Here is a 12,913-nt window from a genome sequence, read left to right on the forward strand (position 1 = left end):
CGGTAGATTTTCCTACAAGAGCAATCACACATGTCCCCTCAACCCCCATCTGCCTTCGAGCTTGAGTTCGCCCGGCGCTATGACCAGGAACACGCCCGCGTCTGCATGCAGCCGCGTCCGCGTGGTCTGGCCGGGCGCCTGGCGTTCTGGCGGGACGAGCAGTTGGTGCGCAACGCGCTCAAAGTGGCCGGTGAGCCGGGGTTGATTCTTGACGTTGCTTGCGGGGCCGGACGTTTCTGGCCGGTGCTGGCCGAACACGCGAACCGGGTGATCCTGGCGTCCGATCCGTCGCAGGACATGCTCGATCACGCCCCGATCCATCACCCGCAAGAGCTGTTGAAACGGGTCAAGACCTTTCAGAGTTCGGCGTTCGCCATCGGCTTGTCGGCGAATGCGGTGGACTGCATTTTTTGCATGCAACTGTTTCAGCACATCGCCTGCGCCGAACATCGGTCAGCCATGCTCGGTGAGTTCCACCGGGTCAGCCGCGACACCGTGATTGTCGCGGTGCGGGTCGAAGCTCATTTCAAACGCCGGCAACCCGATGCACAAGGCACTCATGCCCGGCATCTGGCCAGTAAGGCCGAGGTGGAAGCCGAGTTCAAACAGGCCGGGTTCCGTTTACTCAGCCATCAGGATTTCCTGCCCGGTTGCACGCGGATGCGCGTCTACGTGCTGCGTAAGGCCAGATAACCTCCCTCCGTCAGACTATTCTTGCTAACAAGCAGGTGTTTTCGATAAAGCTCTTGTTCAGTGGAGGCGCGGAAATCGCCGGGGCCGATATATACTGCGCGCCATTCTTCAAGGGAGAGCCGTGTGGCCATCGATATTCACTGGATTCGCGACAACGATAGCCTCGGCCGGTTTTGCGCCGAGTGGCAGCAGCTGCCCTACGTTGCCCTCGACACCGAATTCATGCGGGTCGACACCTTTTATCCGATCGCGGGTTTGCTGCAGATCGGCGATGGCGTACGCGCTTACCTGATTGACCCGTTGACCATCGACAACTGGCAACCCCTGGCCGCGTTGCTGGAAAACCCGGCCGTGGTCAAAGTCGTCCACGCGTGCAGCGAAGACCTCGAAGTGTTGCTGCGCCTGACCGGCAGCCTGCCGGCGCCGCTGTTCGACACGCAATTGGCCGCCGCCTACCTGAACCTCGGTTTCTCCATGGGGTATTCGCGGTTGGTGCAGGAAGTGCTCGGCATCGACCTGCCCAAGGGCGAGACCCGTTCCGATTGGCTGCAACGCCCGCTGTCCGACACCCAGATCAGCTACGCCGCCGAAGACGCCTTGCACCTGGCAGAAGTTTTCGTACAGCTTCGTCCGAAGCTGTCTGACGACAAATACGCCTGGGTCCTGGAAGACGGCGCCGAGCTGGTGGCCAACCTGCGTCGTGAAGTCGACCCGTACGAGGTTTACCGCGAAGCGAAACTGGCCTGGAAGTTGTCTCGCGCTCAGCTCGCCGTTTTGCGTGAACTCTGTGCCTGGCGTGAGCGCGAGGCCCGCGCCCGTGATCTGCCGCGCAATCGCATCATCCGTGAACATTCCCTGTGGCCGCTGGCGCGCACGCAACCGGACAACCTCGGGGCGTTGGCGAAAATCGAAGACATGCACCCGCGTACCGTGCGTCAGGACGGCGAATTTCTGCTTGATCTGATCAAGCGCTCTGGCAGTGTGTCGCCAGATCAATGGCCGCCTGCCGTGCCGGAACCGTTGCCGGTGGATGCTGCCGCACTGATCAAACAGTTGCGTGCGCTCGGCCAGGCCGAAGCCGAGCGACTGAACGTCGCGCCGGAACTGATGCTGCGCAAGAAAACCCTGGAAGCGCTGCTCAAGAGCGGCTTCCCCAATGGTCCTTACCAATTGCCTGATTCGCTGCGTGGCTGGCGCCGCGAATTGATGGGCCAGGCGCTGCTCGACAGCCTGGCCACCGCCGGAGAACAGCCTTGAAACGTATTTGCTCCATCTATCGAAGCCTGAAGAAAAACGAGATGTACCTCTATGTGCTCAAAAGCGATGCACTGGAGCGCGTTCCGGAAAGTCTGATGGCCGCTTTCGGCAAACCTCACCACGCGTTTGACCTGGTGCTGACCCCCGAGCGCAAGCTGTCGCGCGAGGACATCACCGTGGTGCTGGAAAACCTCGACAAGCAGGGCTATCACCTGCAAATGCCGCCGGCCGAAGACGAATACATCGAACACTTGCCGGAAGAGTTGTTGCGACGCAACGACCCGATGTAGTCGGCAGACAGGCTCTGTTCAGAGCCTTTATGAAAAACTGGAATGATTTTGGCGATGGCCGCAACGAGGGAGCGATACTCCCTCGGCGGCCGTCTGCACTGCTTTTGAAAGGTTTGAACCATGCGCGTTCTGATTGCTGAACACGACCACCCTGTGTATGCCCAACTGTTGCGTCAGGCAGCACCTGATCTGGAAGTGCTGACCAGCGGTGACTCCGCCGAACTGGCCAGTCAGGCTGCCGATTGCCCGATCTGGCTGGGTCAGCCGGACCTCCTGGCCACTCTGTTGCGTCAGGGCCACCAGCCACTATGGTTGCAGTCGACGTGGGCCGGGATCACGCCGCTGCTGGCCGACGGTTTGCCGCGCCACTATCGCCTGACTCGCGCTGTCGGGATTTTCGGTCAGGTCATGGCTGAATACGTGCTGACCTACATGCTCGGCCACGAACGCGAAGTGCTGCCGCGCTTGGTCAGTCAGGTCGAGCGCAAATGGGACAGCCGTCAGGGCCAAAGCCTGGCGGGGCGTAAAGTCTTGATCGTCGGCACCGGCGATATCGGCCAGACCGTCGCGCAGTTTCTGCTGCCGTTTGGCGTCGAGTTGTATGGCATCGCCAGCGAAGCCCGCGAGCAGGCTCCGTTTGTCGAAGTGGGAGCGCTGGCGGACTTGCCGCGCCTGGTCGGTGAAGTGGATTACGTGATCAATCTGCTGCCGAACACCCCGAGCACCCACGACCTGTACAACGCGGCGCTGTTCAAGCAATTCAAGCCGACCGGGTTGTTCATCAACGTCGGGCGCGGCGTGGCGGTGGTCGATGCGGATCTGGTGGAAGCCTTGAAGGAAGGGCATCTGGCGGGCGCGGTGATCGACGTCTGCCGTCAGGAGCCGCTGCCGCAGCGTCATCCGTTCTGGACGGCCTGGGGCCTGCTGTTGACCGGTCATAGCTCCGCACCAACTTCGCCGTCGATGATGGTGAAGTTGTTTGTCGAGAATTTGCGGGCGTATCAGGCGGGCAAAGCGTTGCGCGGCGAAGTGGATTTCAATCGCGGGTATTGAACCCACCGCTGGACTTGAATGGTGCGCAAATAACTGTGGGAGCGAGACCGGCTTGCCGGCGATAGCGGTGTGACAGTCTCCGTAAATATTGACTGACACACCGCTATCGCGAGCAGGCTCGCTCCCACATTGGTTTTGCGGTGTGGCTTAGAGGGTGAAGTCGCCTTCAGCCGCCAACTCGCTCAACGGACGACGCGGGCTTGGCTCTTCACGGGCTTGCAGGTAATCCGCCAGCGTCGCCTTGTCCCCCAGCTTGCCCACCGCCACTGCCGCGTGGAGTGCGTAACCTTCAGGAATGTTCAGCTCCTTGCGGGTCAGTTCCTGATCGAAACCGGCCATGCCGTGGGTGTGCCAGCCGCTGATGCTCGCTTGCAGCGCCAGATGGCCCCAGGCAGAACCGGTGTCGAAGGTGTGCCACAGCGCCGGGGTTTCTTCGGTGGCGCCGGGCGCTGTGAAGGTGGTTTTCGAGATCACGATCACCAGCGCCGAGGCGTGTTGCGCCCAGCTGCGGTTGAACTCGTTCAGCAGGCCCAGGTAACGCTCCCAGTTCGGCGTATCGCGGCGCGCGTAGAGAAACCGCCAAGGCTGCGAGTTGTAGGCCGATGGCGCCCAGCGTGCGGCTTCGAAGAAGCTCAGCAGGGTTTCCTCGGAGATAGCCTCGCCGGTGAAGGCGCGGGGCGACCAGCGATCAGTGAATTGAGGGTGGATGGCATAATCGGCAACGCGTGGATTGGCACTCATCAATAGATTCCTTGCTACGTTTGAAAGTGAGGGGCGACGCGAAACCCTACTGGGCAGCGCAAAAACTGACAAGCGCGTTCTACCGGCAGTCGCCAATGCTTGGCCCGCAACGGCCTTGGCACTAGACTGGCGGCCTTTTCACCACCTGATGTTGATGCTTGAGCCATGGCCGCCAAAGTCGAACCGTTCTGGATACGCAAAACCCTCGATCAACTTGATCAAGAGGAATGGGAATCGCTGTGCGACGGTTGTGGCCTGTGCTGCCTGCAAAAGCTTGAGGATGAAGACGACAACAGCGTTTATTACACGCGCATCGCCTGCAAACTGCTGGACCTGAAAACCTGCCAGTGCAGCGATTACCCCAACCGTCGTGAATTCGTGCCGGACTGCATTCAGCTCACACCGGGCAAGGCCGATGAGTTCAAATGGCTGCCGCCGACCTGCGGTTATCGCCTGGTCAGCGAGGGCAAGGATTTGCCCCTCTGGCACCATCTGGTGTGCGGTGATCGCGATGCCGTGCATCACGAACGTATTTCCCAGTCCGGGCGCATGCTCGCCGAAGGCAGCGTGCCCGAGGACGATTGGGAAGACCATCTGATTTTCCGCGCAGGTTAGTTTTACAAGGGAGTGTGTATGGCTGTGGGATTGCGGCTGGCGTTGGCCGTTGGGCTGCTGGCCCTGAGTTCGTCGGTGTGGGCGGCGAAGAAAGTCGATCTGGATTACCACGTGCGCCTGTTGCCGCAAAGCGATCAGGCTGAAGTGCGCCTGACGCTGGCCCAGGGTTCTGCGGTGCGCAGTCTGGATTTCGACCTCGGCGACGGCAGCCATTACAGCGACTTCAAGGCCGACGGCCAATGGCAACTCACGCCGGGCAAAGAGGCCCGGGGTGTCTGGCGCCCGGCGGCCGACAAGGCCAGCCTGACCTACCGCGTGCGCATCAGCCACGGCCGCAAGAGCGGCAGCTTCGACACGCGCATGACCCCGACCTGGGCGCTGATGCGTGGCGACGATCTGGTACCGGCCGCCAGACTCGATCAGCAGGACGGCATCGAATTGGTGTCACGCCTTGAATTCGAATTGCCCACCGGATGGAAAAGCGTCGAAACCGCCTGGCCGCGGATCGGCAAGAACAAATTCCGCATCGACAACGTCTCGCGCCTGTTCGACCGGCCAACCGGCTGGATGCTCGCCGGTCACCTCGGCAGCCGTCGCACCCGGCTTGGGGAAACCGAAGTCACCGTCGCCTCGCCTCAGGGCCAAGGCATGCGCCGCATGGACGTGCTGACGCTGCTGACGTTCGTCTGGCCGCAAGTGCAGGCTGTGTTTCCGCGTCATCCCGCCAAATTGCTGATCGTCGGCGCCAACGACCCGATGTGGCGCGGCAGTCTGGCGGCGCGAGAGTCGATCTATCTGAATTCGCGTCTGCCACTGGTCAGCGAAAGTGGCAGCAGCGCACTGGTGCGTGAGCTGGCCCAGGTGTTCGGGCGGATCAACGACAAGCAGCGCAGCGACTGGATCAGCGAAGGCTTTGCCGAGTATTACGCCATCGAACTGGTGCGCCGCGCCGGTGGCATGAGTGATGAGCGGTATGAGAGTTTGCACAAGAAGTTGGCCAAGGATAGCCAGAAGGTCACGACGTTGCGGGGCGAGCAGATCAGCCCTGCGCAGATTGGCAAAGCAGTTCTATTGCTGAGTGAACTGGATCAGGAAATTCGCATTAAAACCCGCAACAAGCGCTCGCTCGATGATGTGTTGCGTGGGGCGATGCACCTGGAGAGTGTGGATACCAAGGAATTCGTTCAACTGGCCGAGAGCGTGATTGGCGAGTCTTCCAAGGTGCTTGATACCGGGTTGCTTCAGTAACACCGCCATCGCCGGCAAGCCGGCTCCTACATTTGGAACGCGTCCCCCTGTAGGAGCCGGCTTGCCGGCGATGAGGCCCTTAACCGCGACACAAATCCCGGATCAAACCCCGGCTTTCGGCGACTTCAACGAATCATTCCCGGTCACGCTGGCAGTTTTGGTCGCCGCCTCGGCATTCGCCTTCAACCGAGCCAGGTCTTCCCCGGCACGCTCGATTTTCGCCCGCACGTTGTTCATGTCCTGACGGCTCTTCTCCAACAGGCTCTTGGCCGAGCTGTGGCCAGTGATGCCACGGGCCAGCGCCACGCCACCGATCGCCACCTGGATCAATCCGAAAATACCGCCGCGACGCAGGCCTTTGCCCACCATCACCAGACCGCCGGCGACGGAGCCTGCGCGTTCCCAGCCGTGGACGTTATGGTCGGAAGGACTCTGGAACGGGGTGGACTCGATGCGCTCCACGCGTTTGAGTTCGCTCATGATCTGTCTCCTGCTGGAAGGACTGCTTCAAGAATAGATAATTAAGCTGACTGCCGAGGCGGGCGGCTTGTTCCATCGGATGTGCGTCGGTTCAGCGGAATTTCGGCCCGGAGCGGGTGTTCAGGCCCTTGGCCATACGGTCGTACAGCACGACGTTGACGGTGGCCGCAAGGTTCATGCAACCGGTGGTCGGGATGTAGACCACGTCTTCGCACCAGTCGCGAATCTCTTTATCCAGCGAGCCGTCTTCCGGGCCGAAGATGTACAGCGCGCGATCCGGGTGGGTGTATTCCGGCAGCGAACGGGCGCCGTCGACCAGTTCCACGGCCACCGGCACGCAGCCCAGCGGCAGGATTTTTTTCAGGTCGTCGATGCCGATCAGCGGAATGTCGTAGTGAACGCGCTTGGTGTCGGTGACGAAGTCGGCGGCGCGGTCATAGCGCTTGCCGGTGTAGAACACGGACGCCACGTTGTAGCAGCCGGCGGCGCGCATGACCGAGCCGACGTTTTCCGGTGATTTTGGGTTGAACAAACCAATGCAGCTGTACCGTTTGTCTGCCACGAGCGGGGTGCCTTCGGGGAAAAAACGGCGATTATACGGGGATTGGGGGAGGGGGTGTCTGGTTTGAGATTGGTGGTGCCTGAACAATTGCTATCGCTAGCAGGCTAGCTCCCACATTGGATCTTGGGTGTTCACAAACTCTTATGTGCACAGAAGATCCCCTGTGGGAGCTAGCCTGCTAGCGATGGGGCCAAGTCAGGCAATGAAGATATTCAGTCTTCTTTTTTCATCAACCCAGCCAACGCCGCAAACGGGTTATGCGTCGCCTTGGCAATCTTCGGCGTGCTCAACGAACCCTCACCGAAATACTGCTGGTCGGTATACCGCGAGTGCTCGTTGTCGTGGCAATACAGGCACAACAATTCCCAGTTCGAACCATCCTGCGGGTTGTTGTCGTGGTTGTGGTCGCGGTGGTGCACGGTCAGTTCGCTCAGGCGCTTGCCGGAAAATTCACGGGCGCAGCGGCCGCACACGTGCGGGTACATCTTCAGGGCTTTGTCGCGGTAACCCATTTCCTTGTCGCGCTGGTTGTCGGCGAGGATGCGGTCCAGCTTCGAGGTGTTGGTCGGTGTTGACGAACTCATGGGTTCACCTTTGTAAAAGACTAATGACGGTTATGACGTAAGTTTAGCCTAGCCCTTGAGCTTCTCGGCAATCCAGATGGTGTGGCGGGTGCCCTTGTTGCCGTGGGCGAAGACCTGGACTTCCTCGGCCTTGAAGCCCGCTTTCTTCAGTTTGTCGGAAAACTGCTTGTCGGCGCTGGCGGACCAGACGGCCAGCACCCCTTTTGGGCGCAAGGCTTTGGCGCAGGCGCTCAGGCCGCCCGAGGAATAGAGCCAGCTGTTGGCTCTCTGGGTCAGGCCTTCCGGGCCGTTATCGACGTCGAGCATGATCGCATCGAAACCTTGCGGTTCGGCCTGCAGCACGTTCGCCACGTCTTCCATGCGAATCACCGTGCGTTTATCCAGCAGCGGGTTGCCGGCTTTCTCGCCCAGCGGCCCGCGATTCCACTCGACCACGCCCGGCACCAGTTCGGCGACCACCACTTCAGCGCTCTTGCCCAAATGCTTGAGGGCCGAGGCGAGGGTAAAGCCCATGCCCAGGCCACCAATCAATACCCGTGAATTCGGCCGTCCGGCGACCTTGCGGCAGGGGATCTCGGCCAGCGCATCTTCAGAACCGTGCATGCGCGTATTCATCAATTGTCCGCCGTCGCCGCCCTGGATCTTGATGACGAAATCCTCTCCGTATTCGAACAGGCACAGGGCACCGCCGTTTTCAGGGATAGGCGCGGTGTCGAGCAGAACGAAACGTTTCATGGGGATCTCTTGAGGAGGAAGGGCATGGGGGAGGCAAACGAACGCAGTTGGGAGTAGCCTGCAAATAGACAACAAGGCTAACGGAGCCATTGATGAAGCGCACCATTCTAACGGTCATTGCCTTGGCCGCGCTCTCGATAACTGCAGTGCAGGCCCAAGAGCTGCAAACCATTCCGACCAGCCCGTCGCCGCTCCCCGGTTCGCCCGGCACGGCAACACCGACGCCGTACCCGCAGATCACCCCCAACAGTGTGCCTAAAGTCGGGCCTGGCAGTGGCGGGCCGCCGCTGTTGCCGCCGATCATCGTGCCCAGCCCGCCCAAGGATCAGCCCTTGCCGGGGCTTGAGCAGAACCGCACGAAGATCAAGTCGCCCGGTGGTTAAACCTGCTGCGAGAGTAGTTGCCCGTCGGCCATGCGCAGGCGTTTTGACAGGGAGACGGCGAGGGCGCGGATGATCTTCGCGGCGATTTTCGGCGCGTCGTTGAGCATCTTTTCCAGGGAATCCTTGCCCAGGTTCAGCAGCTGGCAATTGCTCGCGGCCACGCAACTGGCGGAACGCCGTTCGCCATCGAGCACAGCCATTTCGCCGAACGCCCGACCGCTGCGCAGCGTGGCCATGGTCACCCGTTGTCCGTCGCTGTTGGTTTTTTGTACCGCGACCTGGCCGGTATGGATGATGCACATGAAACTGCCGGCATCGCCTTCGCGGAAGATCTCTTCGCCCTCGGCCACCGTGCTGATGCTGAAGTAGCCCGAGGCGGCTGCGAAGTCGGCGGGCAGCAGTTGATCGAACAGGCCACAGTCCATCAGCCAGTCGCGGATTTCGTTGTTCAGTAAGGTCGGTTCTGACATGTCGTCACGGTCTTTTTCTTGTGTCTTTGCGGGATTATGGAGCGCTCTCTGTAGGAGCGAGGCTTGCCCGCGAAGGCATTATCACAGCCAACATAGATGTTAAATGTTACGGCCTCTTCGCGGGCAAGCCTCGCTCCTACAAGGGCAGGCTCGGCATACTGGATTTAAGACCCGAACGCCGAGCCAAGTTCCTCAGGCAATGCCCAAAACCCCGAAAACAAATGCGTATTCGAGTGCTACGTCACGCAATCCCTGATAACGGCCACTCATTCCGCCATGCCCGGCGCCCAATTCGGTCTTGAGCAGCAGTTGATGGGTATCGGTTTTGGTCGCGCGCAATTTCGCTACCCACTTCGCCGCTTCCCAGTACTGCACGCGACTGTCGTTGTATCCAGCGATCACCAGCGTCGCCGGATACGCCTGCGCGGTGACGTTTTCGTACGGGGCGTAGGCCTTGATCCGATCATAAACGTCCGGCTCTTCAGGATTGCCCCACTCGTCGTATTCCGTGACGGTCAGCGGCAGATCCGGGTCGAGCATCGTGTTCAACACATCGACGAACGGCACTTCGGCAATCGCCGCGCCGAACAGCTCCGGCCGCATGTTAAGCACCGCGCCGATCAACAACCCGCCGGCACTGCCACCGCTGATCGCCAATTGCTGTGAGGTGGTGAAACCGTTGGCGATCAGGTGCTCGGCGCAGGCGATGAAGTCGCTGAAGGTGTTGTGCTTGTGTTCCTGTTTGCCGGCGCGATACCAGGCTTCACCCAACTCGCCGCCACCACGCACGTGCGCGATGGCAAACGCCACGCCGCGGTCCAGCAGGCTCAGGCGCGCGTGGGAGAACCACGGGTCGAGGCTTTCGCCGTAGGCGCCGTAGCCGTACAGATAAAGGGGTGTCGGCTTGCCGAGGGCTTCGCGCTTGACCACCAGGCTGATCGGCACTTGCGTACCGTCCGGTGCGGTCGCCCAAAGGCGCTGGCTGACATAGGCATCGGCGTCGAACGGGCCGAGCACCGGGGTTTCCTTGAGCACTTTCTGTTCGCCGCTGACCAGGTCCAATTGGCGGATTTGCGCCGGACGGTTCAATGCTTCATAGCGCAAGCGGATCCGCTCGCTGACGAATTCCAGGCTGTTTTGCACGTGCAGGCTGTAGGCCGCATCCGGCAATTGCACGCGGTAGCTCGGCAGGTCTTGCGGGTGAACCTCGATGATCGGCAAGCCGCCGACCCGCAGGCTCAGCGTCAGGGCGCCGGCGTTGAGGCTCATGCCGTCGATCATCGTGGTGTTGCTGTGGGGAATCAGGTTCTGCCAGTCGGCTTCGGTCGGTGCGACGCCGGTATCGACGGCCGTGTACAGGGCAAAGTTGATGCCGTCGCGGTTGGTGCGAATGAACCAGGTCCACGCGCCGTCGAGGGCGCCGTGGTCGACGTCGTACTCGTGGTCTTCGACCCGTGGCGCCACACAGGTAAACGCCTGTTGCGGCTGGAACGCGTCGAGCACCCAGACTTCGCTGGTGGTCTTGCTGCCCAGCGCCAGCAGCAATTGCTGCTCCGAGCTTGAACGATAGCAATGCATGAAGAAGCGGCCGTCCGGCTCATGGAACACTTCTTCGGCCGCCGTGCCGTCCAGCCGATAGCGGAACAGTTTGTGTGGGCGATGGGTGTCATCCAGTTCGCCGAAAAACAGCGTCAGGCTGTCGTTGGCCCAGGTCATGCTGCCATCGCAGTCGGCGAATTCCAGTTCGCTGACGCGGCCGCTGGATAATTCCTTCACGAACAGCGTGTAAATCTCATCGCCCGTGGTGTCGAGGCTGTAGGCCAGGCGCTGGTGGTCCGGGCTGATGCTGAACGCGCCGAGGGAAAAGAAACCGCCGTTGGCCAGTTCGTTCGGGTCCAACAGCAGCTGTTCCTGGCTTTCGTCGAGTTGCAGGCTGTCATCCGCCGGGCGCGGGCAGCGGTAGTGACGGGCGTATTCGTCGCCGGCGGTGGTGCGCGTGTAATACAGATACGGGCCCCACGGGGAGGGCAGAGACAGGTCGGTTTCGAGAATCCGGCCCTTGATCTCTTCGAAGAGGGTTTCGCGCAGACCGGCCTGATCGGCGGTTTGCGCCTCTAGATAGCGGTTTTCAGCCTTGAGGTAATCGAGCACCACGTCGGTGTCGCGTTCCTGCAGCCAGGCATACGGGTCAGAACCTTCAGCCTTGTGGGCAATCGGGGCGCTGGTGATGTTGGCGGATTGGGGCATGAAGGGCTCTCGGGCGATGTACGGAATAGAGGGGTTCGCAGGCTATAGGCAAATGACGAAAATCCCTGTGGGAGCGAGCCTGCTCGCGAAAGCGGTGTGTCAGTCGCCATCAATGTTGCTGACAGGACGCCTTCGCGAGCAAGCCCGCTCCCACAGGGTTTGTGCATAGCCGGCCGGCATTGGGACAAGCCTGATGTGCGAAAAGTCGTTACTATAAGCGCCTCTTTGCCTGCCTTGCCATGGACACCATGACCGAGAACGACTATCTGATCGCTTGGGGCCTTTACGCCTTCGCCGCTTTAGGCTGCCTGTTGGTGTGGATGCGCATGACCCGCTGGATGTGGCGCTGGTTGCGCGAGCCCCTGCGGCTGCTGGTCGCTGTGTTGCTGTTCAGTCCGACGATCATCGATCCGGTGAAGGAAAAAGTCGCACCGGCCATCGCCATTACCGCCCTCGATCTCGCGTTCAAGGTTGGCAACAATGCCTGGCGGGCGGTCTCCGACCTGTTCATGTACGGCATGATCGCCTTCGGCATTTACCTGGTGTTCGTCGCGATCCGTTTCCCGATCGAACGCGCTTCCAACGCCCGCAAGGAACGCACGGCAGCCGCCAAGGCTGCGGCCCGGGCCGACAACCCTGACGACGATCATCCTTTCGGCGGTGCCGGTGATGACCGTTACGGTCGTCCGCCGGTCCCGAGCAACCCTCAGCGTATGCGCGTCGAACCGCGTTTGTAACCTTGCCCCTGCCTTACAGAGAGTCCGAGCATGTGTGAGTTATTGGGCATGAGCGCCAATGTGCCGACCGATATCGTGTTCAGCTTTACCGGGCTGATGCAGCGCGGCGGCCGCACGGGCCCGCACCGTGACGGTTGGGGCATCGCCTTTTATGAAGGCCGCGGCCTGCGCCTGTTCCAGGACCCGGCGGCGAGCAGCGAGTCTGAAGTCGCCAACCTGGTGCAACGTTATCCGATCAAGAGCGAAGTGGTCATCGGCCATATCCGCCAGGCCAACGTCGGCAAGGTCTGCCTGTCCAACACCCATCCGTTCGTGCGCGAACTGTGGGGGCGCAACTGGTGTTTCGCCCACAATGGCCAACTGGCGGACTTTCAGCCGATCACCAGCTTTTATCGCCCGGTCGGCGATACCGACAGTGAAGCGGCGTTCTGCGATCTGCTCAACCGCGTACGCGCGGCGTTCCCGGAACCGGTAGAGATCGAAACACTGCTTCCCGATCTGGTTGCCGCCTGCGCCGAATACCGTAGCAAAGGCGTGTTCAACTGCCTGCTCAGCGACGGCGACTGGCTGTTCTGCTATTGCTCGACCAAGCTGGCGCAGATTACCCGTCGTGCACCGTTCGGCCCGGCGCGCTTGAAGGATGTCGACGTGATCGTCGATTTCCAGGCCGAAACCACGCCCAACGACGTGGTCACGGTCATCGCCACCGAGCCCCTGACCGAAAACGAAACCTGGACCCGCTACGAACCGGGCCAATGGAGCCTCTGGCGACGCGGTGAATGCGTCAGCCAGGGCAAGACCGAATAAGGATTCTCCCC

The 12,913-nt window shown here is 61.0% G+C and carries 16 protein-coding genes; 9 read left to right on the forward strand and 7 right to left on the reverse strand.

All coding sequences use genetic code 11. The features are described 5' to 3' along the window. Positions 1–30: 30 nt before the first annotated feature. The 4 genes from KGB27_RS06305 (at position 31) to KGB27_RS06320 (ending at position 3,293) form a co-directional block, all read left to right on the forward strand. Entirely contained in the window at positions 31–693 is a 663-nt protein-coding gene (locus tag KGB27_RS06305; protein ID WP_192228704.1) for a class I SAM-dependent methyltransferase, read from the forward strand. 123 nt (positions 694–816) lie between these two features. Then, entirely contained in the window at positions 817–1,950 is a 1,134-nt protein-coding gene (rnd, locus tag KGB27_RS06310; protein ID WP_008034962.1) for a ribonuclease D, read from the forward strand. After that, positions 1,947–2,240, forward strand: a complete 294-nt coding sequence (locus KGB27_RS06315; RefSeq protein WP_008036150.1) for a YcgL domain-containing protein — start codon at positions 1,947–1,949, stop codon at positions 2,238–2,240. Before rnd ends, KGB27_RS06315 begins: the two co-directional genes overlap by 4 nt. A gap of 120 nt (positions 2,241–2,360) precedes the next feature. Next, positions 2,361–3,293 carry a D-2-hydroxyacid dehydrogenase gene (locus KGB27_RS06320; protein ID WP_223553601.1) on the forward strand — a complete coding sequence of 311 codons (933 nt, stop codon included), beginning with the start codon at positions 2,361–2,363 and terminating at the stop codon, positions 3,291–3,293. 147 nt (positions 3,294–3,440) lie between these two features. Here KGB27_RS06320 and KGB27_RS06325 read toward each other — a convergent pair whose 3' ends face one another. Then, positions 3,441–4,034: a nitroreductase family protein gene (locus KGB27_RS06325; RefSeq protein ID WP_008034969.1), complete on the reverse strand. Its 594-nt coding sequence runs from the start codon at positions 4,032–4,034 to the stop codon at positions 3,441–3,443. A gap of 165 nt (positions 4,035–4,199) precedes the next feature. On the opposite strand from KGB27_RS06325, the gene KGB27_RS06330 reads away from it, so the two are divergent. Beyond that, positions 4,200–4,649, forward strand: a complete 450-nt coding sequence (locus tag KGB27_RS06330; protein WP_008034970.1) for a YcgN family cysteine cluster protein — start codon at positions 4,200–4,202, stop codon at positions 4,647–4,649. Positions 4,650–4,667: 18 nt separating this feature from the next. Next, positions 4,668–5,897, forward strand: coding sequence for a hypothetical protein (locus KGB27_RS06335; protein ID WP_223415200.1), 1,230 nt, complete (start codon positions 4,668–4,670; stop codon positions 5,895–5,897). Positions 5,898–5,999: 102 nt separating this feature from the next. Here KGB27_RS06335 and KGB27_RS06340 read toward each other — a convergent pair whose 3' ends face one another. The 4 genes from KGB27_RS06340 to KGB27_RS06355 form a co-directional block, all read right to left on the reverse strand. Continuing rightward, positions 6,000–6,377, reverse strand: a complete 378-nt coding sequence (locus KGB27_RS06340) for a DUF2892 domain-containing protein (protein WP_008036152.1) — start codon at positions 6,375–6,377, stop codon at positions 6,000–6,002. A gap of 91 nt (positions 6,378–6,468) precedes the next feature. Then, complete coding sequence (locus KGB27_RS06345) at positions 6,469–6,939, reverse strand: RNA methyltransferase (protein ID WP_008034973.1); 471 nt, start codon at positions 6,937–6,939, stop codon at positions 6,469–6,471. A gap of 212 nt (positions 6,940–7,151) precedes the next feature. Then, positions 7,152–7,523 carry a YajD family HNH nuclease gene (locus tag KGB27_RS06350; protein WP_007944009.1) on the reverse strand — a complete coding sequence of 124 codons (372 nt, stop codon included), beginning with the start codon at positions 7,521–7,523 and terminating at the stop codon, positions 7,152–7,154. Between the two features lie 48 nt (positions 7,524–7,571). Then, positions 7,572–8,258: a spermidine synthase gene (locus tag KGB27_RS06355; RefSeq protein WP_223481878.1), complete on the reverse strand. Its 687-nt coding sequence runs from the start codon at positions 8,256–8,258 to the stop codon at positions 7,572–7,574. Between the two features lie 92 nt (positions 8,259–8,350). On the opposite strand from KGB27_RS06355, the gene KGB27_RS06360 reads away from it, so the two are divergent. Then, positions 8,351–8,641, forward strand: coding sequence for a hypothetical protein (locus KGB27_RS06360; protein WP_192228708.1), 291 nt, complete (start codon positions 8,351–8,353; stop codon positions 8,639–8,641). Here the strand turns inward: KGB27_RS06360 and KGB27_RS06365 are convergent. Together KGB27_RS06365 and KGB27_RS06370 are read right to left on the reverse strand one after the other, a co-directional pair. After that, positions 8,638–9,111 carry a cyclic nucleotide-binding domain-containing protein gene (locus KGB27_RS06365; protein ID WP_008035048.1) on the reverse strand — a complete coding sequence of 158 codons (474 nt, stop codon included), beginning with the start codon at positions 9,109–9,111 and terminating at the stop codon, positions 8,638–8,640. The two genes, KGB27_RS06360 and KGB27_RS06365, sit on opposite strands and share 4 nt — an antisense overlap. Positions 9,112–9,303: 192 nt before the next feature. Further along, on the reverse strand, positions 9,304–11,358 hold the full coding sequence (locus KGB27_RS06370; protein WP_223553602.1) for a S9 family peptidase: 2,055 nt from the start codon (positions 11,356–11,358) through the stop codon (positions 9,304–9,306). Between the two features lie 239 nt (positions 11,359–11,597). Between KGB27_RS06370 and KGB27_RS06375 the strand changes: the two genes are divergently transcribed. Further along, complete coding sequence (locus tag KGB27_RS06375) at positions 11,598–12,095, forward strand: MFS transporter (RefSeq protein WP_223553603.1); 498 nt, start codon at positions 11,598–11,600, stop codon at positions 12,093–12,095. A 30-nt stretch (positions 12,096–12,125) separates the two neighbouring features. Further along, positions 12,126–12,902, forward strand: coding sequence for a class II glutamine amidotransferase (locus KGB27_RS06380; RefSeq protein ID WP_008035054.1), 777 nt, complete (start codon positions 12,126–12,128; stop codon positions 12,900–12,902). Positions 12,903–12,913: the final 11 nt, after the last annotated feature.

This window comes from Pseudomonas sp. BF-R-01 (genome assembly GCF_019946615.1).
GTDB classification, from domain to species: Bacteria; Pseudomonadota; Gammaproteobacteria; order Pseudomonadales; family Pseudomonadaceae; genus Aquipseudomonas; species Aquipseudomonas migulae.

Coding starts and splice junctions, on each gene's coding strand:
- KGB27_RS06370 (WP_223553602.1), bottom strand. CDS start 11,358: ATGCCCCAATCCGCCAACATCACCAGCGCCCCGATTGCCCACAAGGCT.
- KGB27_RS06325 (WP_008034969.1), bottom strand. CDS start 4,034: ATGAGTGCCAATCCACGCGTTGCCGATTATGCCATCCACCCTCAATTC.
- KGB27_RS06355 (WP_223481878.1), bottom strand. CDS start 8,258: ATGAAACGTTTCGTTCTGCTCGACACCGCGCCTATCCCTGAAAACGGC.
- KGB27_RS06320 (WP_223553601.1), top strand. CDS start 2,361: ATGCGCGTTCTGATTGCTGAACACGACCACCCTGTGTATGCCCAACTG.
- KGB27_RS06360 (WP_192228708.1), top strand. CDS start 8,351: ATGAAGCGCACCATTCTAACGGTCATTGCCTTGGCCGCGCTCTCGATA.
- KGB27_RS06375 (WP_223553603.1), top strand. CDS start 11,598: ATGGACACCATGACCGAGAACGACTATCTGATCGCTTGGGGCCTTTAC.
- KGB27_RS06340 (WP_008036152.1), bottom strand. CDS start 6,377: ATGAGCGAACTCAAACGCGTGGAGCGCATCGAGTCCACCCCGTTCCAG.
- KGB27_RS06380 (WP_008035054.1), top strand. CDS start 12,126: ATGTGTGAGTTATTGGGCATGAGCGCCAATGTGCCGACCGATATCGTG.
- KGB27_RS06365 (WP_008035048.1), bottom strand. CDS start 9,111: ATGTCAGAACCGACCTTACTGAACAACGAAATCCGCGACTGGCTGATG.
- KGB27_RS06350 (WP_007944009.1), bottom strand. CDS start 7,523: ATGAGTTCGTCAACACCGACCAACACCTCGAAGCTGGACCGCATCCTC.
- KGB27_RS06335 (WP_223415200.1), top strand. CDS start 4,668: ATGGCTGTGGGATTGCGGCTGGCGTTGGCCGTTGGGCTGCTGGCCCTG.
- KGB27_RS06330 (WP_008034970.1), top strand. CDS start 4,200: ATGGCCGCCAAAGTCGAACCGTTCTGGATACGCAAAACCCTCGATCAA.
- KGB27_RS06305 (WP_192228704.1), top strand. CDS start 31: ATGTCCCCTCAACCCCCATCTGCCTTCGAGCTTGAGTTCGCCCGGCGC.